We start from the raw sequence: 21,660 nt of genomic DNA on the forward strand, positions 1-21,660 counted from the left end.
CCTGCGTGCTGCCAACCGATAACGGCCGCCCATCCCCTGTAAGGAGCCCCATGTCCCAAACCCTGCTCCCCGTGCCCGAAATGGTGGCTGCCCGCGCCCGGCAGACCCCCGACGCCGATGCCGTGATCTTCCACGACGAATTACTCAATTATCGGGAACTGATACGCCTGGCGGCGGGGGTGGCCACCGCGGTGCGCGACCACGGACTGGGCGCCGAGGACCTGGTGGCGGTGTGCCTGCCGCGCTCGCTGCAACTGGTGCCGGCACTGCTCGGCGTGCTGCAGGCCGGAGCGGCGTACGTACCTGTGGACCCTGACCTGCCACCGGAACGCGTCAAACACATCCTCGACACCGGCAACGTCCGGCTCGTGCTAGTCAACGGCGCATCACCAACAGGCCTGTTCGACGACGTGACGCTTCTGGACGTCGACACCATAGAACCCACCAACCCGGTACCCGAAGGGCCAAAGCTGGACGACCTCGCCTACACGCTCTTCACCTCCGGTTCCACCGGTAAGCCCAAGGGCGTAGCGATGGCGCACCGGCCCCTGGCCAACCTGATCCAGTACCAGCTGGCACTCAGCGCGGCCCACCACGCCGATCAGCCGATGCGGACCCTGCAGTTCACCGCGCTCACCTTCGACGTGTCCTTCCTGGACATCTTCGTCACCCTGGCGGCCGGCGGCACCCTGGTGATTCCGGACGAGACAGACCGGCGCGACCCGCAGGCACTGCTGACGCTGATCGAACAACACCAGATCACCAGCGTCTTCCTCCCACTGGTGGCCCTGCAGCAGCTCGCCGACACCGCAGCGCGCACTGGCGCGAACACCGGCTCGCTGCGAGAGGTGATGTCCGGCGGTGAGCAACTAGTCATCACACCCGGGATCGTGGAGTGGTGGCGGAGCATGCCCCACTGCGTGCTGCAGAACGTCTATGGGCCGACTGAGACTCATGTAGTTACCACGGCCGTCCTGTCCGGCGACCCGGACACGTGGCCGGCGCTGGCCCCGATCGGCACCGCCGTCCCAGGGGCGGGCCTGCACGTACTCGGGCCGGACCGGCTGCCGGTCGCGCCCGGGGATCACGGCGAGCTGTGGGTCTCCGGCATCTGCCTGGCACGCGGCTACCTCGGACAGCCGGAGCTGACCGCTGAACGGTTCGTGGAAACGGAGTTCGGCCGGGCCTACCGGACAGGTGACCTGGTGGTGCAACTTCCCCACGGCGATTACCAGTTCCTGGGTCGTTCGGACGACCAGCTCAAGATCCAGGGCGTACGGGTCGAGCCCGCCGAGATCGAGGCGGTGCTCAGCCGGCACCCTGACGTCGCCGCATGCGCGGTGGTCGCCCGGCGCATGCCCTCCGGCGAAAAGCAGCTGGTCGGCTATGTGCTGCCGCGCGGCGCAGCCAAGAACGAGCGGCCCTCCCGCGAGGACGGCACTTCCTGGCGGGAGCACCTGCTGACGGAACTGCCAGAGGCCGTGGTGCCCACCGTATGGATGCGGATGCCCGCGCTGCCCATGACGTCCAGCGGCAAGGTCGACCGCAAGTCGCTGCCGCCCGCCACCCGCGAACGTCCCCCGTTGGCCACCACCTTCGCACCGCCGAGGACCGCGACCGAGCGCCTGGTCGCGACAGTCTGGCAGGAAGTGCTGGACGTCGACTCGGTAGGTATCGACGACCGCTTCTTCGATCTCGGCGGCACGTCCTTACTCGCAAACACCGTCGTCGCGCGGCTGCGGGAGGCCACCGATTCGACCGTGAGCCGGGTGCGCCTGTTCGAGAGCCCGACCGTGCGGCTGCTCGCGGAAGCACTTGACGGCCGTCCAGCCGCGGCGCCTGAGGTGACGGCCAACATCGGCACCGACGACCGCATCGCCATCGTCGGCATGGGCTGCCGCTTCCCCGGAGCCGACACCCCCGCACGCCTGTGGAAGAACCTGTGCGCGGGCGTCGAGTCGATCACCCACTTCGAGCGTGGTCCGGCTGACGACGAGAACTTCGTGCCCGCGGCTTCGGTGCTCCCGGACATCGACCTCTTCGACGCCGAGCTGTTCGGGCTCACGCCACGAGAGGCCAGACAGCTTGACCCCCAGCACCGGCTCTTCTTGGAATGCTCGTGGGAGGCCCTAGAGGACGCGGCCGTCGACCCTCGAACGTTCTCCGGGCGGATCGGTGTCTTCGGCGGCAGCGGGCCGAGCACGTACCTCATGAATAACCTGAATCCCACACAGAGCCCACGGGTCGACCGCAACTTTATGGACTCCGCCGCCGATGTGGCGATGCTGGTGGCCAACGATAAGGACTTCCTCACCAGCAGGGTGTCCTACACCTTGGACCTGCGCGGCCCGAGCATGAATCTAAACGCGGCGTGCGCTACCTCGCTGTTCGCGGTCCACTACGCACGGCGGGCGCTGCTGGCCGGCGATGCCGACCTGGTGCTTGCCGGAGCGGCCTGTGTGCCAGTGCCGCAGTTGTCCGGACACCTGCGGGAGCCGGGCATGCCTTTCTCCCCTGATGGGCATTGCCGCGCCTTCGAGGAAAACGCTGACGGCACCGTGTTCGGCAGTGGCGTGGGCGTGGTCGCGATGAAGCGGTTGAAGGACGCGGTGGCTGACGGCGATGACATCTACGCCGTGTTGCTGGGCAGCGCGGCCACCAACGACGGTGCCGCCAAGGCAGGCATGACCGCACCCAGTGCGCAGGGACAAGCGCAGGCGGTTGCCCAGGCCTTGGCGAGCGCCGGCGTCCCGCCGCGTACGGTGCGCTACGTGGAGGCGCACGGCACGGCCACCCCGGTCGGCGACCCCATCGAAGTGGATGCGCTGCGCCAGGTGTTCGATGAGGGCGACGACCACGGCCGCTGCGCGCTGGGTTCGGTTAAGACCAACCTCGGCCACCTCGGCTGGGCAGCGGGAATGGCCGGACTGATGAAGGCCGTGTTGGCGCTGCGCCACCAGACCATCCCGCCGACCCTGCACTTCAAGCGGCCCAACCCCGAACTACGACTGGAGGAAGGGCCGTTCTACATCAACACCGAACCCATTGCCTTCCCAGCCGACGAGGGCGTACCGCGCCGCGCGGGAGTCAGTGCCTTCGGGCTCGGTGGGGCCAACGCCCATCTCGTACTGGAAGAAGCGCCACAGCACACCACGGATGCAGAAGACGGCGCTGGCACCGGAGCGTATTTGCTACCGCTGACCGCGCGGACGCCCGCCGCACTCGCGAACCTCGCTGGCCGGCACCGTGACGCGCTGCGCACCGACCCTGGGCTGCAGTCGGCCGACATTGCATACACCTTACGCGCCGGCCGCACTCGGCTGGAGACCCGGCGGGCCCTGGTGGTCGGGGACCGGGAGACGGCCATCCGGGAACTGGACCGCCTCGCGGCGCGCCCGCCTGCCACCGAACCGATCCGCAGCGACCGGATTGTCGGCCTCTTTACCGGCCACGGCGCGGAATACCTCGGTATGGGACGAGGTCTCTACCAGCACTCGAAGGCGTTCCGCGCCGCACTGGACTCCTTCGACGACATGGCCGCCCCACAACTGGGCCGTACTCTCGGTGAGGCCCTCTACGGGCCCGGCGTGGAACAGGGTGCACCGGTGACCGGGGTACGTGAGGCGCACGTACTGATCTACACCACCCAGCTGGCACTGGCCCGATTCTGGGAATCGGCGGGAGTAGAGTTCGACGCCGTACTGGGGCACAGCCTCGGCGAGTTCGCCGCCGCCTGCGTAGCCGGCGTCTTCCGCCCAGAAGACGGGTTCGAGCTGATCGTCGCCCGGGCCGAGCTCATGCTCGACATGCCCGAGGACGGCGGCATGGCAGCGGTCTTCGCTGACGAAAAGACCGTGCGAACCGTGCTCGTCGACGTAGGCGCCGAAGTCGATCTGGCCGTAGTCAACTCACCCTCCAACACGGTGATTTCCGGCCCTCGAGTAGAGATCACGCGGGCCTGCGCCGAGCTCACTGCACACGGTCTCGGCGTCAAGCCGCTGCGGACACTTCGGGCCGGCCACTCACGCATGATGGAACCGCTGCGTGCCGGGCTGACCGCCGCCGCGGCGGGTATGGAACTTCAGCAGCCACGAATCGACTTCCTCTCCAACCTCACCGGTGGTCCTGCCGCCGATCAGGTGTGTCGGCCGGAGTACTGGGGCGACCAGGTGCGTCGGACCGTGCGATTCGCTGACGCACTGCGCGCGGCGGCTGTCCCCGGCGCAGGAGCCTTCGTCGAGATCGGTGCCTCGCCGACGCTGCTCAGCATCGGCCAGGAGGTTCTGCCCGATCTGCCAGCTCGCTGGCTGCCCTCTCTGCACCGCAAGCAGGACGATGTGACCACCGCTCTCAACAGCCTGGGCGGACTGTGGGAAGCCGGGTGCGAGGTGGACTTGACAGCTCTGTCACCACGCCGGGGCCGCCCCGTTCACCTGCCGGTCTACCCGTTCCAGCGGGAGCGGCACTGGGTGGACGCACCGGACACAGTGCAGGAACGGGGGGCACAGGCACCGTGGCCGGACCTTCAGCACGAGCTGAGCTGGCGCCCCATCACGCTCGGTGAGCAGGGACGCGGTGTCCCGGGTTGGCTGGTCGTAGCTGCCGACGACGGCCTCGCACCAGCCCTGCGAGACAGTGGCCTTCCTTGCCTGCCCGCCACGTGCGCGCAGGTGGCCGAACTGTTGACCGCGCATCCCGGCTTCGGAGTGCTGTACGTGAACAGGACCGCCGAGGGTGATGCACTCGACGCTGTCGGACCAGGACTGCGGGAAGCGCTGTCCCTTGCGCAGACGGCCGCACACATCGGCGCGCCGCTGTGCCTGGCAACCCGGGCGGCACACGCGGCCGGGCCCGACGATGCAGTGACACCGACGCAGGCCCCATTGTGGGGGTTCGGCCGTGTCGTCATGGTCGAACACCCGGACCTGGACTGCCTGCTGGTGGACCTGCCCGGCACCGCGATCGCCGACGAGGCACGCGTCCTGGCCGCTCTCTTGGCCTCCCGTCCACGAGAGCGGGAACTCGCCCTGCGCGCAGAAGGCTGGTACGCGCCGAGGCTCGTCCGCGCACCGCGAGTGCACGAGATGCCGCCCCTGCGGCCGGACGCCAGCTATCTGGTCGTCGGCGGCCTGACCGGACTCGGGCTGCTTGCGGCGCAGCGTCTCGCTGACCGCGGCGCCCGGCACCTCATCCTGGCCGGACGGCGTCCACCGTCCGAGGAGACCGCCGCAGTGCTCGCCGGGCTGCGTGATCAGGGAGTCGACGTCACCGTGCGTTCGGTGGACATCACGGAAGCCGACCAGGTAGACGAGCTGTTCGACAGCGTCCCCCCACCACTCGCAGGCATCCTGCACTGCGCCGGACGGCTGGACGACGCCTTGCTCACCGAGCTGGACTGGGACCGGTTCGAAGCGGTGCTGGCGCCCAAAGTGCGCGGTTCCTGGCTGCTGCACCAGGCCACCATCGCTCGCGGAATCGATCTGGACTGGTTCGTGATGTATTCCTCGGCCACCTCGGTACTGGGCAACTTCGGACAGGCCAACTACGCCGCTGCGAACGCGTTCCTCGACGCGCTCGCCTGGCACCGACGGGCCTCCGGGCTGCCGGCCCTCTCGATCAACTGGGGTGCCTGGACCGGCGCCGGAGAACTCGCCGAAAGGCCCGAACTGCTCGCACAGGTACTCAAGCGCGGCATGGGGCGGTTCAGTGCCGAAGCCGGCGCGGCTGTGCTCGAACACGGGCTCGCGAGTACACTCCCGCAGGTCTGCGTCCTGCCCAATGACTGGCCCGTCTTCCTGGCCCAGCACAATCTGACCGGCAATCCCAAGTTCGCCGAGCTGCTGCCTGCAGAGGAACCTGCGGAATCCCAGGCAACGGACCTCACGGCCATCGTCACCGCGACGGGGGACCAGCGGCTGACGCTGCTGTCCGACCATGTTTCCCGAGTGATTGCGCAGGTACTCGGCACTGGCGAGGCGCGGATCAACAAGGAGGACCCGTTCAGCGCCCTGGGCGTGGACTCGCTGAGTGCGATCCAGGTGCGCAACGAGCTTCAGCGCAGACTGCGTTGCTCACTCGAACCCAAGGTGCTCTTCAGCCACCCCACGGTCCGCGAGCTGGCTGCGCATCTCGACCACGTACTCGACGACTCCTGGGCAGCTGCCACGGCCACCCAGACGGCCGAGTCGGCCGGGCCCACCACCGCCGTGGACGGACCAGCACCACTGACCTTCCAGCAACGACGCTGGCTGCGGCTGGTACGGGACGTGTCGTACGGGCAGCGGACCGTCCCCGTCATCTTCCACGCACCGCTGAACCGGGACGCCTTCCGCAGCGCGCTGCGCGAGGTCATCGGTCGGCACGAACTGCTGCGCTACCGCTATCCCAACGACAAGGTCGAGGTCATGTCCGTCGATGAGGTACTGCCTCCGGACGCCGACCTCTTCGCCGACTACAGCAGCCTGGCCGAAGCCGACCGAGCGCGTGCAGTCGCAGACGAGGTCGACCGGTGCCGCCAAAACATGCCCGACCCCTATGCGCGCCCCTCCTGGACCATCCGATGCTGCACGCTGGCCGAGGACCGGTTCATGGTCCTGATCGGCGCCCAGCACCTGGAGTTCGACGGCTCCGCGCTCTCGTCCTTCCTCTCCGAACTGCGGGAACTGTACGAGGGCGGGACGCTCCCGGCAGCACCGGCACAGTACCGGGAGTATGCCGAGTACCAGCGCAGGTATCTCACGGGCCCCATCGAGACCGACCGCGCCTTCTTCACCGGACTGTTCTCCGGACTGGACCGCACCACCGCCCTGCCTGGCCACCCGGGCTTCGTCACGACCACCGCCTGCCCTGCCCGCCGCTATTCGCGACCGCTCACCGAGTGGAAGCGGATGCTGGCCGCGGCTGACGTACTCCAGACCTCTCCTTTCGCGGTCTTGCTCGCCTCCTATGCACGGCTCGTCGGCGCAATCGGCGACACCAGTGACCCCGTGATCGCTGTGATCCGCAGCGGCCGCTCCCAGGCGAGCTGGTCGAACACGCTCGGCCCGTTCACCGCCCCGTTCCCGTTGCCGATCCGCAGTCAGGGACGCACAGACGCCGCACTCGTCGGGCAGTGCCAACGACTGGTGGAGGCGATGACCACCCGTACCGACTACCCTCCGACCGACTTGATCCAGGTGGCACCTGCCTTCTCCGGGTTTCCCGAGGACACCTACTTCACCGACACCACGATCAACTTCCTCAACTACCACCGGACCGAGCGCGCCGGCGCACTGAAGGTAGAGGTACCCGAGATCCTCGGTGAAGTCCGCCACCCGGACCTCACCGAGGCAGACTTTGGCTCGCTGCGGCGCATCCCTGGCCTCCACCTGGTGGCCGACGTGACCGGCGAGACGCTCACCGCGAACTACTGGTACCACCAGGACCGCTTCCGCGAGGACACCGTGGCGCGGTGGGCCGGAAGGCACCAGGAGTTCTTGACCGCACTGCTTGACGAGTTCGCCCCGGAGGCCAACGATGGGTGATCCCAAGACCATGTACGCCGATCGCGTCGCCTGGTACGTGCGGGGCCGCCCATCCTATCCGGACACCGTCTTTGCAGTGCTTCCCGGAGGCGGCCTCCCCGCGGGCGCGGTGGTCGCCGATGTCGCTTCCGGCACCGGGCTGCTGAGCGAGCCGATGGTGCGCAGCGGCTACCAGGTATACGGAATTGAGCCCGAGTCGGCGATGAGGTCGGCGGCCGAGGAACGGTTCACAGGACACCCAGGTTTCATCAGCGTCGACGGCACCGCCGAACGCACCGGGCTGGCGAATTGCTCGGTGGACCTGATCACCGTGGGCCAGGCACTCCACTGGTTCGACCTGCCTGCCGCCCGCGCCGAGTTCACCCGCATCCTGCGGCCCGGCGGCAGGGTTCTGCTTGCCTGGAACGAACAGGTGCCCAGCCGATGTGCGCTCCAGGCCGACATCGATGCACTGCTGTGTCGCGAACTGCCCGAATATGCGGCCGCCGCAAGTCGGGCCGACGGGGTACGTGAACTGGCCAGCAGGTTCTTCGGCTACCTGCCGGCCTGGCAAGTACTGCCGAACCGTCAGTTCCTCGACGAGAAAGCGCTGCTCGGCCGGGTGCTGTCCAACTCCTACGCGCCCGCGGAGTCCGACCCGGCATGGTCACGCCTGGCTGAGGCATTGAGGAATCTGCACGCCCGGTACGCCGAGCACGGCCATGTGCGTATCGACTACGACACCTGGGTCTTCCAAGGTGTACTGAAAGGAGTCACCCGTGCCAGCAAGTGAACCCACCACGCACATTGGCGAGAATGTCACCCCGCTGACAGATTTCGGACTGGGTGCGGTGATAACCCTGCCTTTCGACGCCGACCTCGACCCCGCCACAACACAACGGGTACGTCGCGCGCTGGACGTTCATGGAGTGCTCGTGCTGCGCGGGCTCGAGCTCGACAACGCCCGCTACGCGGCGTTCGCCGGAGGCTTCGGCCCCAGGGAAGAGGTCTTCCCGGCCGCGCACCGTGACCCAGGCTGGCCCGAGATCCGCCTGCAGTCCAACGTGGACGGAGTCGGGGTGGGCGGCGGCGGCGAGTACTGGCACGCCGACGGACCACTCACCGATGTACCCACCGCACTCACCCTGCTGCACTGCGAACTTTCGCCGGCCGAGGGGGGCGACACCCTGTTCGCCGATATGCGCCGCGCCTACGACCTTCTGCCAGCCGAAGTGAAGGACCGTGTGGACGGGGCCAAGGGCTGGTATCCATGCCGCGAGATCGCGCTACGCGAGATGCAGGGCGCCGGCGTCCCTGAGGACGAGCAGGCGGCCAAACTCGCCGAGTTGCGCGACCTGGCCCATCCCGTCGTGCGAGATCACCCGAGGACCGGGCGCCGCGCCCTGTATCTCAACCAGCAGTGGCTGCGGGAGATCCAGGGGGCACCGGACGGCGACCTGCTGGATCTGCTCTACGCCACTGCGACCGCCGAGGACAACCTCTACCGCCACCAGTGGCAAGCCGGGGACCTGCTCATCTGGGACAATGCGGCCGTGATGCACCGCGCGCTGCCGCCCGCGCCCGGCAGCCTCAAGACCACCCGGCGGATCACCATCGCTGGCGAGACCGGACTCTCTGGCTGAATCGCCAACGGCGAGCGGCAGATGACGTACAACGGTGCCCCGGTCCGTTCAGGCGGACCGGGGCACCGCCCATGGAGAGCCGGGGGAACTCGCCGGGCCCGGTCAGCGGGTGCCGCTCCGCACCGTAGCAGCGGCCGTGCCGTGCACGACGAGCTCCTCCACCCGTGCCAGGCGGCGAATGCTGGGCACAGCCAGCAGGACGAGAGAGGACACCAGCACGCCCAGGCAGCAGAGCCACATGACCGGTGTCGACCCGACACGGTCCGCCACGAACCCGGCCAGGACATAGGCCAAGGGAACCAAGGCCGACTCGCCGATCATTGCCAGGGACGACACCCGCCCGATCAGCTGCTCGGGAATGTGCTGCTGCTTGGCCGTTTCACAGAAGACCACAGCCAGCTCCATGCTTGTACCGCTCATCAGCATGGCAGCCATCAGCCACCCCGAGGGCACCGGCACCGCCAGAACGCCCAGCGGAAGCGGCCATAGCGCCTGCACACATACACATGCGAGCATCAGCCGACGCGGATTCCAGCGCATGGCGATGAGGGAACCCATGACCATCCCGCCGGAGAACGCCGACACCGCCCAGCCCCAATGCTGCTGCCCGCTCGGCCGACCCGACATGATCAGCGGACCGAGCAGCTGGTAGCCGGCCATCCACAGCGGATACGCGACCGCTCCGGCCAGGGCATAACCCCACAGCCATGGTCGGCTGCGGAACGCCGCCCAACCCTCGCGGACATGGTGCAGCCCCCGGCCGGCCTGACGCGGCATCCCCTCCAGCCGCAGCCCCACAAAGATTACAGAGCACAGAGCGAAGGCCGCACTGGCCCCGAGCAGCACCTGTGCGTACCCGAAGGCTGCACCCAGTGCTGACCCCAGCCCGGGGACGGCGACCCGCGCCACGTTCACCACTAGCCGCAGCGATGCGTTGGCTCGCTGTATCGCGGTGGTGGGCACGATCTGCACGATCATGCCCTGGAAGGCTGGCTGAACCACGGCTGTGGTGGCCCCCGTCACCGCGGCGGCCACCACGAACATCCAAACTGCCGTCCTGTGTCCCATGGTGAACAGCAGCAGGCCCAACATGGCCTGAGTGACGGCCAGCAGGCTGTTCCCGCCGATCAATACGGCCCGCCGGGGCATGCGGTCGGACAACACTCCGCCTGCCGGAAGCATCAGCGTCAGGAAGAGAAACGAGGAGGCCAGGACTAGACCCACATCGAAACCGTCCCCGCCCGCCCGAAGAACCGCGAACGCCATCACGACGTTGACCAGGCTCGTTCCTGCCGTGGACACGCCGCGCCCGAGCAGGTACCGAGCGTAGACAGCGCGCCATCCGCGGCTGGGATCCAGGTTGACTTCGCTGACCGTAGCGCACTCCCATCACCGGGCGGACCCGCGAGTACCGCCGAACTGGACCGAGACCCAGCGGATCACGAATTCAGTCCGAATCGCGTCACCGATCATCGGCAGAAAGGGCCATCATTCCCTCCACAGGCCGTAACATCGCGCACGCTGCGACGGGTTCAGGCCATACCTAAGGAACCGTCCAGGCTGGGTGCGCCAGGCTGGGGCCGACCGTGGTCAGTCACCACCAACGAAGGTGGCTCGGCTGCCGGGTGAGCCCGCAAGGCTCAGGCTGGCTTGCTTAACTTCTGCGCATGATGAGACGACGCAGGAGCGAGAGGAGCGCCACGCCCTTCTCACTCCTGTCTCAGCGCCCGACAGGCGCCGACGCCATATGGTCGGCAGGTGCGTATCAATAGGCGCGAGCCACAAGAGCGACGTTGTCCGGCTGGTCGTCGCTCACAGGGACCGAGCCGTCCTCGGAGACCAGACACCGGACGGACACGCCCTGCTCGGCGAGCTTCGCCTCGCCCTCCGGGCCTAGTTTGGCCCAGGAGATGCGTGCCCAGCCGGTGCTCGTGGCCTCTACAGCTTCTTCGATCGTGTTCACATCGGTAGTGCGACTCTTGCGGCGTTCGCGGGACTGCGTCAGCAACAACATCTGGTCGTCTTCCAGTACCTTGGGCAGCAACTCGGTCAGCGCTTCGAGCGCGACCGGCTGCTTGTCTCCGGCGATGCGGCGGACCAGCATGGCGGTGCCGTTCTCCAGATCGCGTGGACCCACTTCGATACGTACGGGTACGCCCTTGAGCTCCCAGTCGATGGCGCGGCGGCCGAAGGGAGTGTCGGTGCGGTCGTCGACCTGGGTGCGGATGCCTGCCGCCCGGAGACGGTCGCTGAGTTCGCGGACCTTGGCCAGAACCGCCTCGTCTTCCTTGATCGCGAGAACCACGGCTTGGATCGGCGCCAGACGCGGCGGGACGCGGAGGCCGTCGTCATCACCGTGCATCATCACCAGAGCGCCGATCATGCGGGTCGTCGCGCCCCAGGAGGTTTGCCAGACGTACTCCTGCTTGCCTTCTTTCGACAGGTACTGCGTGTTGAAGGCCTTTGCGAAGTTCTGCCCAAGCTCGTGGCTGGTGCCCATCTGGAGCGCCTTGCCGTCGCCCATCATGCCTTCGAGGGTAAGGGTGTTGATGGCTCCCGCGAATCGCTCTTTGGCTGTTTTGCGTCCGGGGACGACGTCCATCGCGAGGACGTTTTCCATCAAGTCGGCGTAGACATCGCAATGGATGTGGGCGGCGAAATCACGGGCTTCTTCGTACGACGTGTGGGCAGTGTGTCCTTCCTGCCACAGGAACTCGGTCGTCCGGAGGAAGACACGCGGTCGCATTTCCCAACGCACCACGTTCGCCCACTGATTGATCAGCAATGGCAGATCACGGTAACTCTGCACCCACTTAGAGAAATAGTCATTGATGATCGTCTCGGAGGTGGGCCGGACAACGACCGGCTCCTCCAACTCCTTGCCGCCGCCATGTGTGACGACCGCAAGTTCGGGTGCGAAGCCCTCGACGTGCTCGGCCTCCTTCGTCAGGTACGACTGCGGGATGAAGAGGGGGAAGTATGCGTTGGAGGCGCCCGCTTCCTTGATGCGGGCGTCCATCTCCTGTTGCACCCGCTCCCACAGGCCGTACCCGTACGGTCGGATTACCATTGTGCCGCGAACTGGCCCGTTGTCGGCCAGCTCGGCCTTGTTGACCAGATCCTGATACCAGCGCGGGAAGTCGTGCGCCTGGGGCGTGAGAACGGGTGCCTTTGCCATGGCGAGATGGTACGGTCCGGGCCTGCCAGGGGGCCAATCGCCTGTCTCTTGGCGTGAGTTGATGGCTGATAACATTCGAACTCTATGCCGGATATAGCAGTGTGGGCGCCGCCTGCAGTACGGCTAGCGGTCTGTGGCAGGCGTCAGTCCGGCCAGCTGAGCAGAGGTAGCCAAGTCGCACGGCGCCGGGCAACGTCACTGCGAACACGCCGCTCCCTTCGAAGAAGCGGTCTTCGAGCTGGGAGTCTCCTTCGAACACGCGGAGTCCCGCGAGCTTGCCTGGTGCCGTGTTCACCCACGCCATGCATATTTTTCCCCGCTCTCAGCTCCTCGATCAGGGTGGCTTTCAGGCCACTCAGTTCACCAAAGCGGCCGCCCTTACACGCCCAACGACCCTCGTTGCGGCCGGTTGGCTGCCGTTGCGGGTGGCTGGAACCGGCTTCGCGCCCGAGGGGGCCAGGCGCGAATCCTTTGATGTGGAAGGCCGCCCCGCCCCTTCGCCGGAAGGCGGATGCGGCTCCCGTTATGGGCTCCCAGACGGCTGGCGAGGGAGCACATAGCCTCCGGCTCACGAGTGCACGGAAGGCTGCGCGAGGCAGAGACTGCGGCCCTGCGGGAAAGCGACTGATCGGGGACCTGGACTGGATCCTAGGGTCCGTCTTCAAACGGATCTTGCCCAGAGCAGGAACGACGCGAGACTGACCGCGGCTTCGTAGGAGGCAGCGGTCTTGTCGTATCTGGTGGCGATGCCGCGAAAGCCCTTGAGGCGATTGAAGCAGCGTTCGACGACGTTGCGTTGACGGTAGACCTGGCGTTCGAATCCTGGTGGCCTGCCACCATGACGGCCACGGTTGTGACGGTGGCGCCGTTGGTCCGTCTTCTCTGGGATGGTGTGTGCGATGCCGCGTTTACGCAGGTAGGTGCGGAAGCCGCGGGAGCTGTACGCCTTGTCGGCGACGACCTGGTCAGGGCGGCGGCGGGGTCGGCCCATGCCGAGGCGAGGGACCCGGATCCGCTCCAGGAGGGGCTGTGCACAGATTCTGTCGTGGCGTTGGCCGGGTGTCAGCAGGATCGCGAGTGGCCGGCCACGGCCGTCGCAGACGAGGTGGATTTTGGTGCTCAGCCCTCCACGGGACCGGCCAAGGGCGTGATCATCCGTTTCGTCCGTCCTGCCGGGCCCCCTTTTCGGCCGGTGGCGGCAGCGTGCTGATGAGCGCGGACGACGGTGGAGTCGATCTGGACGAGCCAGTCGATATCGCCGGCCGCGTCCGCCTCGGCCTGTATGTACTGGAGAGCTTGGGTGAACACGCCGTCCAGGGCATAACGGCGAAAGCGCGTGTAGACCGTCTGCCACGGCCCGTAGCGTTCCGGCAGGTCACGCCAGGAGATCCCGGTCCGGATCTTGTAGACCATGCCGTTGATGACCTGTCGGTCCGACACACGCGGCCGTCCCGTAGCGGCCCGCGGTATCAGCGGAGCGAGTAACTCCCACTCCTGATCGGTGAGTTCATGGCGGCGTATCGCCCCACCATGATCCACCAACCCAATGATCTTTGAAGACGGACCCTAGTCATCACCGACCGCCGGACCTCGTGGCCGGACGTATACCTGATGCAACGCACCGCAGGAAACGGCTGGCAGCCAGCCGGCCATGACGACGAGAAATGAGGACACCCTCAGCAGCCCTTCAGAACTCCGGGCCCGTGCCGCCGGCCCGGAGCAGCGCGTGCCGCCGCTCCCTGCCGGACCGCGCACCGACGACGAGCGGATGTGGCTGGAGAAGGCCGCCGCCCTACGCAGCGTGGGAGCGCTGAACCACTACGCCGAGAACGGCAACCTCCAGCCGCTCGGCGCCGTCACCAGGGACTACCGGGAGCCGTTCCGCGGACTGGCAACCGTCCACGGCAAGGTCTACGCGATACCCGTCAAAGCCGACGTCAAAAGCCTCATCTGGTACAACCCCGCAGTCACTCGCAAACCACCACCCTCGGCACTCCCCGACCTCCATACCTTCACCCGCCGCAATCCCAGCGCCTGGTGCCTGGGACTGGCATCCGGCCCGACCTCCGGCTGGCCGGGCGCCGACTGGATCGCCGACATCCTCCTCGCCCACAGCGGACCGGGCGGGCAAGGCGGCCGGGGTGACTACGAGAAGTGGCTCTCCGGCAACCTCCCATGGAGCTCCCCGCAGGTCTCCGGGGCCTGGGAGACCTGGCGCACCCTCGTCGCCGACAGCCTCCACGGCGCCTCCGTCCGCACCTACGACGCGGCCGGCCGCGCCATGACCGCCGAACGCCCCACCTGCTCCCTCGCCCACGGCAGCCTGTCCGCCATGAGCTTCCCGGACTCCGCCCACGCGAGGACCGCCTACGACTACGTGACCTCGATCCCGGAATCCGCGCGCCGGCTGGAGGTCTCGGCGGACTACATCGGCATGTTCACCAGGAACCCCAGAGATGCACCCTGCCAGAGGTGGTGACACGCGGCGACACATGCACATACACCACAACATCCGCGGCCGCCACCAGCTGAACGCCTGCGCGGGGTCGGCCTGGGTGTAGGGCTCACCAGGGAGTTCCGTACCTCCGTCGACGGTGGCGTCGTAGAAGCCCTGGGGCTTGTCCGCAGTCACCGCTGACCGCAGTGGCGCAGCCTCCGGCGTATTGAACATCGGTGTCTCGGCGACGGGGGAGTAGTCTCGGCCGGCCTCCAGCATAAGGACGCGAAGGCCCGCGGCCGAAAGCTCATGTGCTGCCATTCCGCCGGCAGCCCCGGAGCCGACAATGACGGCGTCATACGCGGGCGTGCTCGGCATGCGGATCCACCCTTTCGCCGGAAATGGTTGTTCGCTAAATTGGTTACTGCGTCAGGGAATTCACATTTTGTGATCAAGTCGTGACAAGTCTCACGGAGCCGGCGGCGACTCGCGACTCCGGAGGGCCGAATGGGCTGTCCCGTAATTCCCGGCGAAGTGATCTAGCCTTGCGGCATGCGCATTGACCCGTTCGAGACCTGGCGCCGTAGTCATGCAGCACGAATACAGCCCGCGGCCCTGGCTGCCCGGTTCAGTGAGCTTCTTCGAGTTGGCCACCGATCGGGTGATGGGCCGTGAAGCGCAACGAGCGAGGCCCCCGAGCTGTTGATCGAGATGTCTGACGTCTCCATCACGTTGCTCGGGGGCCTCGTTGGTCGTCCATCCTGCCGCACTCGACCTGCCGCATGTGCTCGTGGAGTGGGTCACCATGCTGATTGTCACCCGTGAGGGCGACCGGCGCTGCAAGCTCCGTCCGTCTCAGCGCGCGATGGTGGCACTGGTGTACCTGCGCGAACACACCACTCTGGCGAAGATCGCTGCCGGGTTCGGGATCAGCGAGTCCACCGCCCACGCCTACACCCGCACGGTCGTCGACCTGCTCGCCGAACGTGCACCCGGTCTGCTGAAGACGCTGCGCGAGCACGATCCCGACTTCGTCCTGCTCGACGGCACCCTCGCCGAGTGCGACCGGGTCGGCGACGGCCGGGCCGACTACCCCCACAAACACCGGCGCCACGGCGTGAACGTGCAGGTCGTCACCGACCCCGGCGGCCGGCTGCTGTGGCTCTCGCCCGCCTTGCCGGGCCGCACCCACGACCTGACCGCCGCCCGTACCCACCGGATCATCCGGATCTGCGAGCGCCAGGGCGTTCCCATCCTGGCCGATCTCGCCTACCAAGGCGCCGGCCCGTGGCTGACCACCGGCATCAAACGCAAGCCCCTGCAGGAACTTACCCCCACCGAAAAGACCCTCAACCAGGCACTGGCCGCCGCGCGAGCGCCCGTCGAACGCGGCGTCGCAAGGCTGAAGTCCTGGCGAATCTTCCGCAGGTCCCGGTGCAGCCCCAACCGCATGACGTCAATCGCCAAGGCCATCCTCACTCTGGAGCGGGAGCGCTGAAGAAGCTCAATGCCTACCTCTGCACGCTCCCGTGGGCGGGCAGCGGCATCGACTGGCGAGACCTGCCGCACCGCTCGCTGCCCCTTGATGGCGTCTCGGATGAGGAGGTGGTGGCCTGGGCTCGCAGCACCCCTGTTGCCCTGCACAGCCACGTGCTCGTCATCGATTCCGCCGCCGAGCCGGGCGCGGTGTGCCGGTTCGCGGACGCCCTGCGCGACTCGAACTGCTGTCGAACCGTCCCGAGCTCTACCTCTGCGGCGTCGACCTGGTACAGGGCGAGGTGAAGCCGGTCTTCGACCGCTTCATCGAACGGCGGTCGTTCATGACCCTGCACGCGCAGATCTGAGATCGGCCGCAGCAGGGCCGGGCGACTTGAGCTGACCGGGTGCCCGATGGCGAGCGGCGACGTTATGGCGTTGTCCCGTGGAGGGTTGCTCCCCCTGCGGTGAGGAGTTCGGCTGTTGCGGCGTGGGGGCCGCGGTTTGCCCACTTCAGTGGGGGCCAGCCCGTGCCGTGGTCCTCACGGAGGTTCGGATCGGCGCCGTGCGCCAGTAGTTCGCGCACGGTCTCGGTGTGACCCCAGCATGCGGCTGCACAGAGGGGCGTGCCTTCCGCGCCGATTCCGCGGCTCTGGGTGTCCGGGGAGGCCCCGGCCTTCAGGAGCAGCCGGGCGATCTCCGCTTCCCCGTTCACGGATGCCTGATACAGCGGGGTGGTGCCATCGCTGTCGGCACGCTCCGGGTCGGCCCCGGCGCGCAGAAGCACCCTCACACGGGCGGTGTCGCCCAGGAGGACTGCTACGCCGAGGTTCCGGGAGAGCTTCTTCCGCTGCCGCTGGTTCATGAGTGCTGAGGTTAGTTACTGACCTTGAAGATGGGTTGTCGTAGGGGGTGACGGTTGCTGATCGTCGCGGTATGCCAGGTGTATGAGCGCGGGCTTCGGTGGCGGGAACGGTGACACCGCCCACCACGCGGACATCAATAGCGCCGCCGGCGCCGAACTGATCGCCGCCGCCGCAAGCCACGCTTGTGCTCGTGCGCGGGTCTCGGGAGGCCAGGGCCGTTTTCGACCCCGGTTGGCGGATGCCGCAGGAGACGGGCTTCTTCCAGCCGCTGCTCGTGGCCCGCGTCGGCGATTAGGTGATTCCACCGCCCGACTCGACCGCCGCCCGTAAGGGTGGCGGTCGAGTCGGGGCCGGCATGTGTCATCGAACGGCGCGATATCGCTGACGCAGCAGATGCACTGCTGGTGGTGGACGTCACACTGCGGCTGATGGCAGACGGCACCGAGGTCGAAGTACGCGGGGGGAGAGAGGTACGTCGTTGAGGCGGGCGTAGAACATGCCGTGCGCCCCGGCAGCCGAGGCGCACTCGTCAACGTCGCATCAACCGCCTCTGGTATGGCGCGGCCTGGCCATGCGCATCGACGAACTCGCCATTCCACTACGGCTGTTGACGAGGCCCAGGCGCCAGCCTGTGCACAACTCTGAATGGACCGGCGATGTTTGGGGCCCGGAGGCAACTGTACTCTGGTGCCACAATTGGCATCAGGTCCGATCTCCAATGCTGCGAAGGATCGGACCGCGGCGTCGGCGTATGGCCCCGGTGACGAACTCGTTCCCCGGAGTAGCGCCGCCGATGCTGACTTTGTGCTGACTTGCTGACCTTGAAATGCCCCTTACCTGCAACGATGCCTTGCCGTACCTCTTCGGCTTCCATTGGTGCCGGGTTTGGGGCAACGTTGCTGGTGTAGCGGGTTGGCCAGCATCTTTGCAGCTCAGAGGTGGTGCACGGCGGACTGGCGCATGTGCCCCCTGCTGCGGGCCCAGGAGGAAGACAACGCCGAACACCGACGCGTACGCGCCCGCGTCGGGCACACCTTCGCCCGCATGAAGAACTGGAAGATCCTCCGCGACTGCCGCCAGAAGGGAGCTGGCCTCCACCACGTCGTCCAAGCAGTCGCCACCATGCACAACCTCGCCCACACGGCATGAACAAGCAGGTCAGCCCACCACTCTGACCTGCCCGCCCCCAACTTCTGCAACAACCTTCAGCCGTGCACGCTGCTGCGGACAGGTTCCTGCAGGAGTTCGGCGGCTTGACGGCGAGTGTCACCGCACCAGGGATCAGCCGTGCACGCACGCCGTTCGCGCCGGACCTTGCGCCGGCCTGGGGCTGGGCCCTTTGCCACTCCACTTCCTCGTCGGGCATCGGCGCCCGGATGGTGTACACCTCGTCGACCCGGAGACTGTCCGCCGTACGGTACTTGCCGTAGCTGCCCATGACGGAGACAGCGGCAGCTGCGGAGCATTACTCGCGACCAGCCGGTACGGGAGAGCCTTCAACGGCTGCCTGACGGAAACCTCCCAGCCCAGTCTGAAGGCGGTCGCCGCTCCTGCACCGCGCCACAGAGCGACAGGTGAGGTGGTGACGGCCTACGTCGCGGGGCTCCCGGACGGGGGCCCGCGCCGACAGGATGGGCAGAGAAGGGGTGGCTACCGGCCAGTGGGAGTTACCGGACGGTGAGGAGATGCTCGTGCGGAAGGTGACCAGCGACCCTGGACGACTCGAATACTTGGGGATGGCCGCGGGCTCCACGCACGACATCACGTACATGCGGTCAAAGCGGCGGAACCATTTACCGAGAGAGGCGGGCTGAGCGGACGTGTCGGATCACACGCAGGGCGACGTGCACAACGTGTTCTCCGGCGGCAGCGCGACGTATGTGATCCAGGGCCGGGACTTCGGTGCCGTGCACATCCATCCGCCGCCGCAGACGCCGGCCGACCGCGCCGCCGCCGAGTTGGCGCGCGTGGTGCTCGCCCAGTGGCGGGACGAGGCGGGGGCCCGGGGCCTGACCGGAAGCGCCAGGCTCGCGGTGGGCTGGCGGGCCGACTGGACGGTCGCCGACCACCGCGAGCACGTCGGCGCCGACATCACCGGCAGCACTGCGGGCCTCGCCGAACTCGCCGACGCCTACCACGCGCTCCCCGCCCGGCGCCTGGTGATCATCGGCGCTCCCGGTGCGGGCAAGACGTCCCTGGCGATCCTGCTCACCCTGCAGTTGCTGAGCCTGCCGGATGCGACGCGACCCGTCCCCGTACCACTGCTGGTGTCGTCCTGGGACGCGGGCAAGGAACACTTCGACGTCTGGCTCGCACGCCGTATCCGCGAGGAATACGTCGGTCTGACCAGGGACCTCGACCGGACCCGGATCCGCGAGCTGGTACGCGACCGGCGGGTCCTGCCGGTCCTCGACGGCCTGGACGAACTACCGCGCCCGCTCCGGTCCGCGGCGCTGGCCGGCCTCAACAAGGCGGGTGCCGACGGATTGCCGCTGATCCTCACCTCCCGCACGGCCGAGTACACCGAAATCGTCGAAGAAGATGCGGTGTTACAGGCGGCAGCCGTGATCAGGGCACAGCCGGTGGCAGCTGCCGCGGCGGCGGAGTACCTGCGTGGTTCCGCGCATCCGCGGCGGAGCCGGCAGTGGCAGGTGCTCCTCGACCACCTCGCACACCGCCCCGAGGACACGGCGTCCAAAGCTCTCTCGTCCCCGCTCATGCTGTGGCTGGCCCGCACGGTGTACGCCCGTCCGGACGCCGACCCGGGCGAACTCGCCGACGGCTCCCGCTTCCCCGACGCGGCGATGGTCGAGCGCCACCTGCTCGACTCCATTGTTCCCGCGGCGTTCCCCTCCGGGCCGGCCTCGCCGCATCAGCCCCACCCGATACGCGAGTGGGGGTTCGCGCACGCGCAGCGTGCCCTCGGCTTCCTCGCAGCCCATCTCACCGCGGTGAAGACGAGGGAGCTCGCGTGGTGGGAGCTGCACCGCGCGAAGCCGCCGACGGTCCTCAAGGCGCCGGTGCTGGTGGCCGGGTACGTCCTGTTGATGGCGGGCTCCACGTGGTTCCAGGACTGGTTCACCGGAGGCGATCCGTTTCTGGCCTTCCAGGTGGCCGCGGGAGCCGTTGCCGCCACGAACTTCGGGCTGATGGGCGGTGTGCTCCTGCTGCTCTCGCAGCTGTGGAAGGGGCCTCTGCCCCGTCGGCTCGCCGCGTTCGGCAGGCACCGCTCGCGCATCCCGGGGCTGTTCTGGTTCCTTGTGTTCCTGGCGCCCATCGCTCTCCTCCTGGCCCGGGACGAACCGTTTCTGGCGCTGGGTTTCATCGTTCCGGCGCTGCTCATGATGGTCGTCGGCGCGCCGGCCGACACCGCGCAGGCCGTCGGACCGCGGGCATTGCTGCGTGGCGAGCGGGCCAGCACGGTGCTGATGGTGCTCGGCGTCGCGCCCGTGATCGGGGCCATCGGCACCCTGGCCATTGTCAGGGTCCCCGACCGCACCGTGCTGCTGGGCAGTTGGATCTCCGGAACCACGGGGGTGGCTGCGGTGATCGTGGCACTCAGCCCTTGGACGCAGTGGCTGCTTGCGAAAGTGACGCTCGCAGCCTTGGGGAGAGTGCCGTGGTCGACCATGGCGTTCCTCGAAGACGCGCGCCGGGTGGGCCTGCTGCGGCAGGTCGGCGGCGTCTACCAGTTCCGCCACGCCCAACTCCAGGCACACCTTGCGGCCGACTGGCGCGGCGGCGCCCCCGTTCCCCGGCCTCGGAACTCCGCCGCCCGCGCGCCCTGGCCGGTCCGCCCGCTTCCTGCGACGAGCAGCACCCTCCGGTCCGTACACATCCCCGGCTATGTCGGGCTCCGGCGCCGTAGGGGGTATCCGGCCGCGTACGTGGGGATGTGGACGCTGGCCCTGGTGTGGATCGGGATCATCACCATCGAGGAGGGCTGGCACGATCCTGACGCCTGGCAGATCGTGGGTTTCTTCGTGGCGCTCCCACCCGTCATCGACCTGCTGGTCCCGCCACTGACCTGGCGCCGGGCCGAGTTGCGCCTTGACACCGACGGCATCGCATTCGCGGTGGGCAAGCGAACGACCCGCTTCGCGTGGGCGGACATCGCGGAAGTCGCTGCGCGCCTGTACGAACCGCCGCTCGGCAAGGGCGACGGCACTGTCATGCTTCACCTGCGGCTGAGGCCCGAGATCGCTGCCGGGCCGCGGATCCGTGTCAACAGTGCGGGCTGGATCGCTTTGTGGCCGCTCGACACCCCCACCGGAGACCCGGACGACGTGACGACCCCGCCCGAACTGCACGAGGCGCTCGTACGCTTCGCAGGCGAACGCTGGCGGCCTCCGGCAGGGAGGTGACGGACTGCCAGCTGACCCGCGGGCCGGCGGCGACTGTCGTCGGTGTGGCCGCGCCTCACGGTGGTTCGTGCGCACTCGCTGCGGGAGCCACACCAGCCTGATGCAACGGTTCAACCAAGGGAAGGACGGCTCGAAGTGGAAAGCGTCCCAGCCTGCCTGGAGAACAGGCGCAGGAGGTTGCTGCCCTCCCCATG

At 67.8% G+C, this 21,660-nt stretch carries 11 protein-coding genes and 2 pseudogenes; 8 read left to right on the forward strand and 5 right to left on the reverse strand.

Annotated features, from left to right (window positions below):
* Nucleotides 1-50 precede the first annotated feature (50 nt).
* Genes ACZ4NB_RS31940 through ACZ4NB_RS31950 form a run of 3 tightly spaced genes read left to right on the forward strand, consistent with a single transcriptional unit; the run spans nt 51 to nt 9,145 of the window.
* Nucleotides 51-7,523: an amino acid adenylation domain-containing protein gene (locus ACZ4NB_RS31940; RefSeq protein WP_467666529.1), complete on the forward strand. Its 7,473-nt coding sequence runs from the start codon at nt 51-53 to the stop codon at nt 7,521-7,523.
* Entirely contained in the window at nt 7,516-8,295 is a 780-nt protein-coding gene (locus ACZ4NB_RS31945; RefSeq protein ID WP_467666530.1) for a class I SAM-dependent methyltransferase, read from the forward strand. Before ACZ4NB_RS31940 ends, ACZ4NB_RS31945 begins: the two co-directional genes overlap by 8 nt.
* Nucleotides 8,282-9,145: a TauD/TfdA dioxygenase family protein gene (locus tag ACZ4NB_RS31950; RefSeq protein ID WP_467666531.1), complete on the forward strand. Its 864-nt coding sequence runs from the start codon at nt 8,282-8,284 to the stop codon at nt 9,143-9,145. Before ACZ4NB_RS31945 ends, ACZ4NB_RS31950 begins: the two co-directional genes overlap by 14 nt.
* A gap of 102 nt (nt 9,146-9,247) precedes the next feature.
* Here ACZ4NB_RS31950 and ACZ4NB_RS31955 read toward each other — a convergent pair whose 3' ends face one another.
* The 3 genes from ACZ4NB_RS31955 to ACZ4NB_RS31965 form a co-directional block, all read right to left on the reverse strand.
* Nucleotides 9,248-10,447 (reverse strand): MFS transporter, encoded by a 1,200-nt coding sequence (locus ACZ4NB_RS31955; RefSeq protein WP_467666532.1) that lies wholly within the window; start codon nt 10,445-10,447, stop codon nt 9,248-9,250.
* A gap of 463 nt (nt 10,448-10,910) precedes the next feature.
* Nucleotides 10,911-12,323, reverse strand: a complete 1,413-nt coding sequence (gene proS / locus ACZ4NB_RS31960; RefSeq protein WP_467666533.1) for a proline--tRNA ligase — start codon at nt 12,321-12,323, stop codon at nt 10,911-10,913.
* Between the two features lie 661 nt (nt 12,324-12,984).
* Nucleotides 12,985-13,844, reverse strand: a protein-coding gene (locus ACZ4NB_RS31965) for an IS5 family transposase (protein WP_467666562.1) whose coding sequence is annotated in 2 segments (ribosomal slippage) — nt 12,985-13,488 and nt 13,491-13,844 — 858 coding nt in all. Because the reading frame shifts where the segments join, the coding sequence is not laid out codon by codon here.
* A 130-nt stretch (nt 13,845-13,974) separates the two neighbouring features.
* Here ACZ4NB_RS31965 and ACZ4NB_RS31970 point away from each other — a divergent pair.
* A complete protein-coding gene (locus ACZ4NB_RS31970) occupies nt 13,975-14,802 on the forward strand; it encodes a hypothetical protein (RefSeq protein WP_467666563.1) in 828 nt (275 codons plus the stop codon).
* 222 nt (nt 14,803-15,024) lie between these two features.
* Here ACZ4NB_RS31970 and ACZ4NB_RS31975 read toward each other — a convergent pair.
* Nucleotides 15,025-15,138, reverse strand: a pseudogene (locus tag ACZ4NB_RS31975) (FAD-dependent monooxygenase); the annotation flags it as partial.
* Nucleotides 15,139-15,508: 370 nt separating this feature from the next.
* Here ACZ4NB_RS31975 and ACZ4NB_RS31980 point away from each other — a divergent pair.
* Both ACZ4NB_RS31980 and ACZ4NB_RS31985 read left to right on the forward strand, forming a co-directional pair.
* Nucleotides 15,509-16,258 carry a transposase gene (locus ACZ4NB_RS31980; protein ID WP_467666534.1) on the forward strand — a complete coding sequence of 250 codons (750 nt, stop codon included), beginning with the start codon at nt 15,509-15,511 and terminating at the stop codon, nt 16,256-16,258.
* A gap of 190 nt (nt 16,259-16,448) precedes the next feature.
* Complete coding sequence (locus ACZ4NB_RS31985) at nt 16,449-16,604, forward strand: hypothetical protein (RefSeq protein WP_467666535.1); 156 nt, start codon at nt 16,449-16,451, stop codon at nt 16,602-16,604.
* A 62-nt stretch (nt 16,605-16,666) separates the two neighbouring features.
* Here the strand turns inward: ACZ4NB_RS31985 and ACZ4NB_RS31990 are convergent, their stop codons facing one another.
* Nucleotides 16,667-17,101 (reverse strand): ankyrin repeat domain-containing protein, encoded by a 435-nt coding sequence (locus ACZ4NB_RS31990; RefSeq protein WP_467666536.1) that lies wholly within the window; start codon nt 17,099-17,101, stop codon nt 16,667-16,669.
* 979 nt (nt 17,102-18,080) lie between these two features.
* On the opposite strand from ACZ4NB_RS31990, the pseudogene ACZ4NB_RS31995 reads away from it, so the two are divergent.
* Nucleotides 18,081-18,251, forward strand: a pseudogene (locus ACZ4NB_RS31995) (transposase family protein); the annotation flags it as partial.
* A gap of 671 nt (nt 18,252-18,922) precedes the next feature.
* On the forward strand, nt 18,923-21,466 hold the full coding sequence (locus ACZ4NB_RS32000; protein ID WP_467666537.1) for an NACHT domain-containing protein: 2,544 nt from the start codon (nt 18,923-18,925) through the stop codon (nt 21,464-21,466).
* Nucleotides 21,467-21,660: the final 194 nt, after the last annotated feature.

Source organism: Streptomyces sp. NPDC026575 (assembly GCF_055567415.1).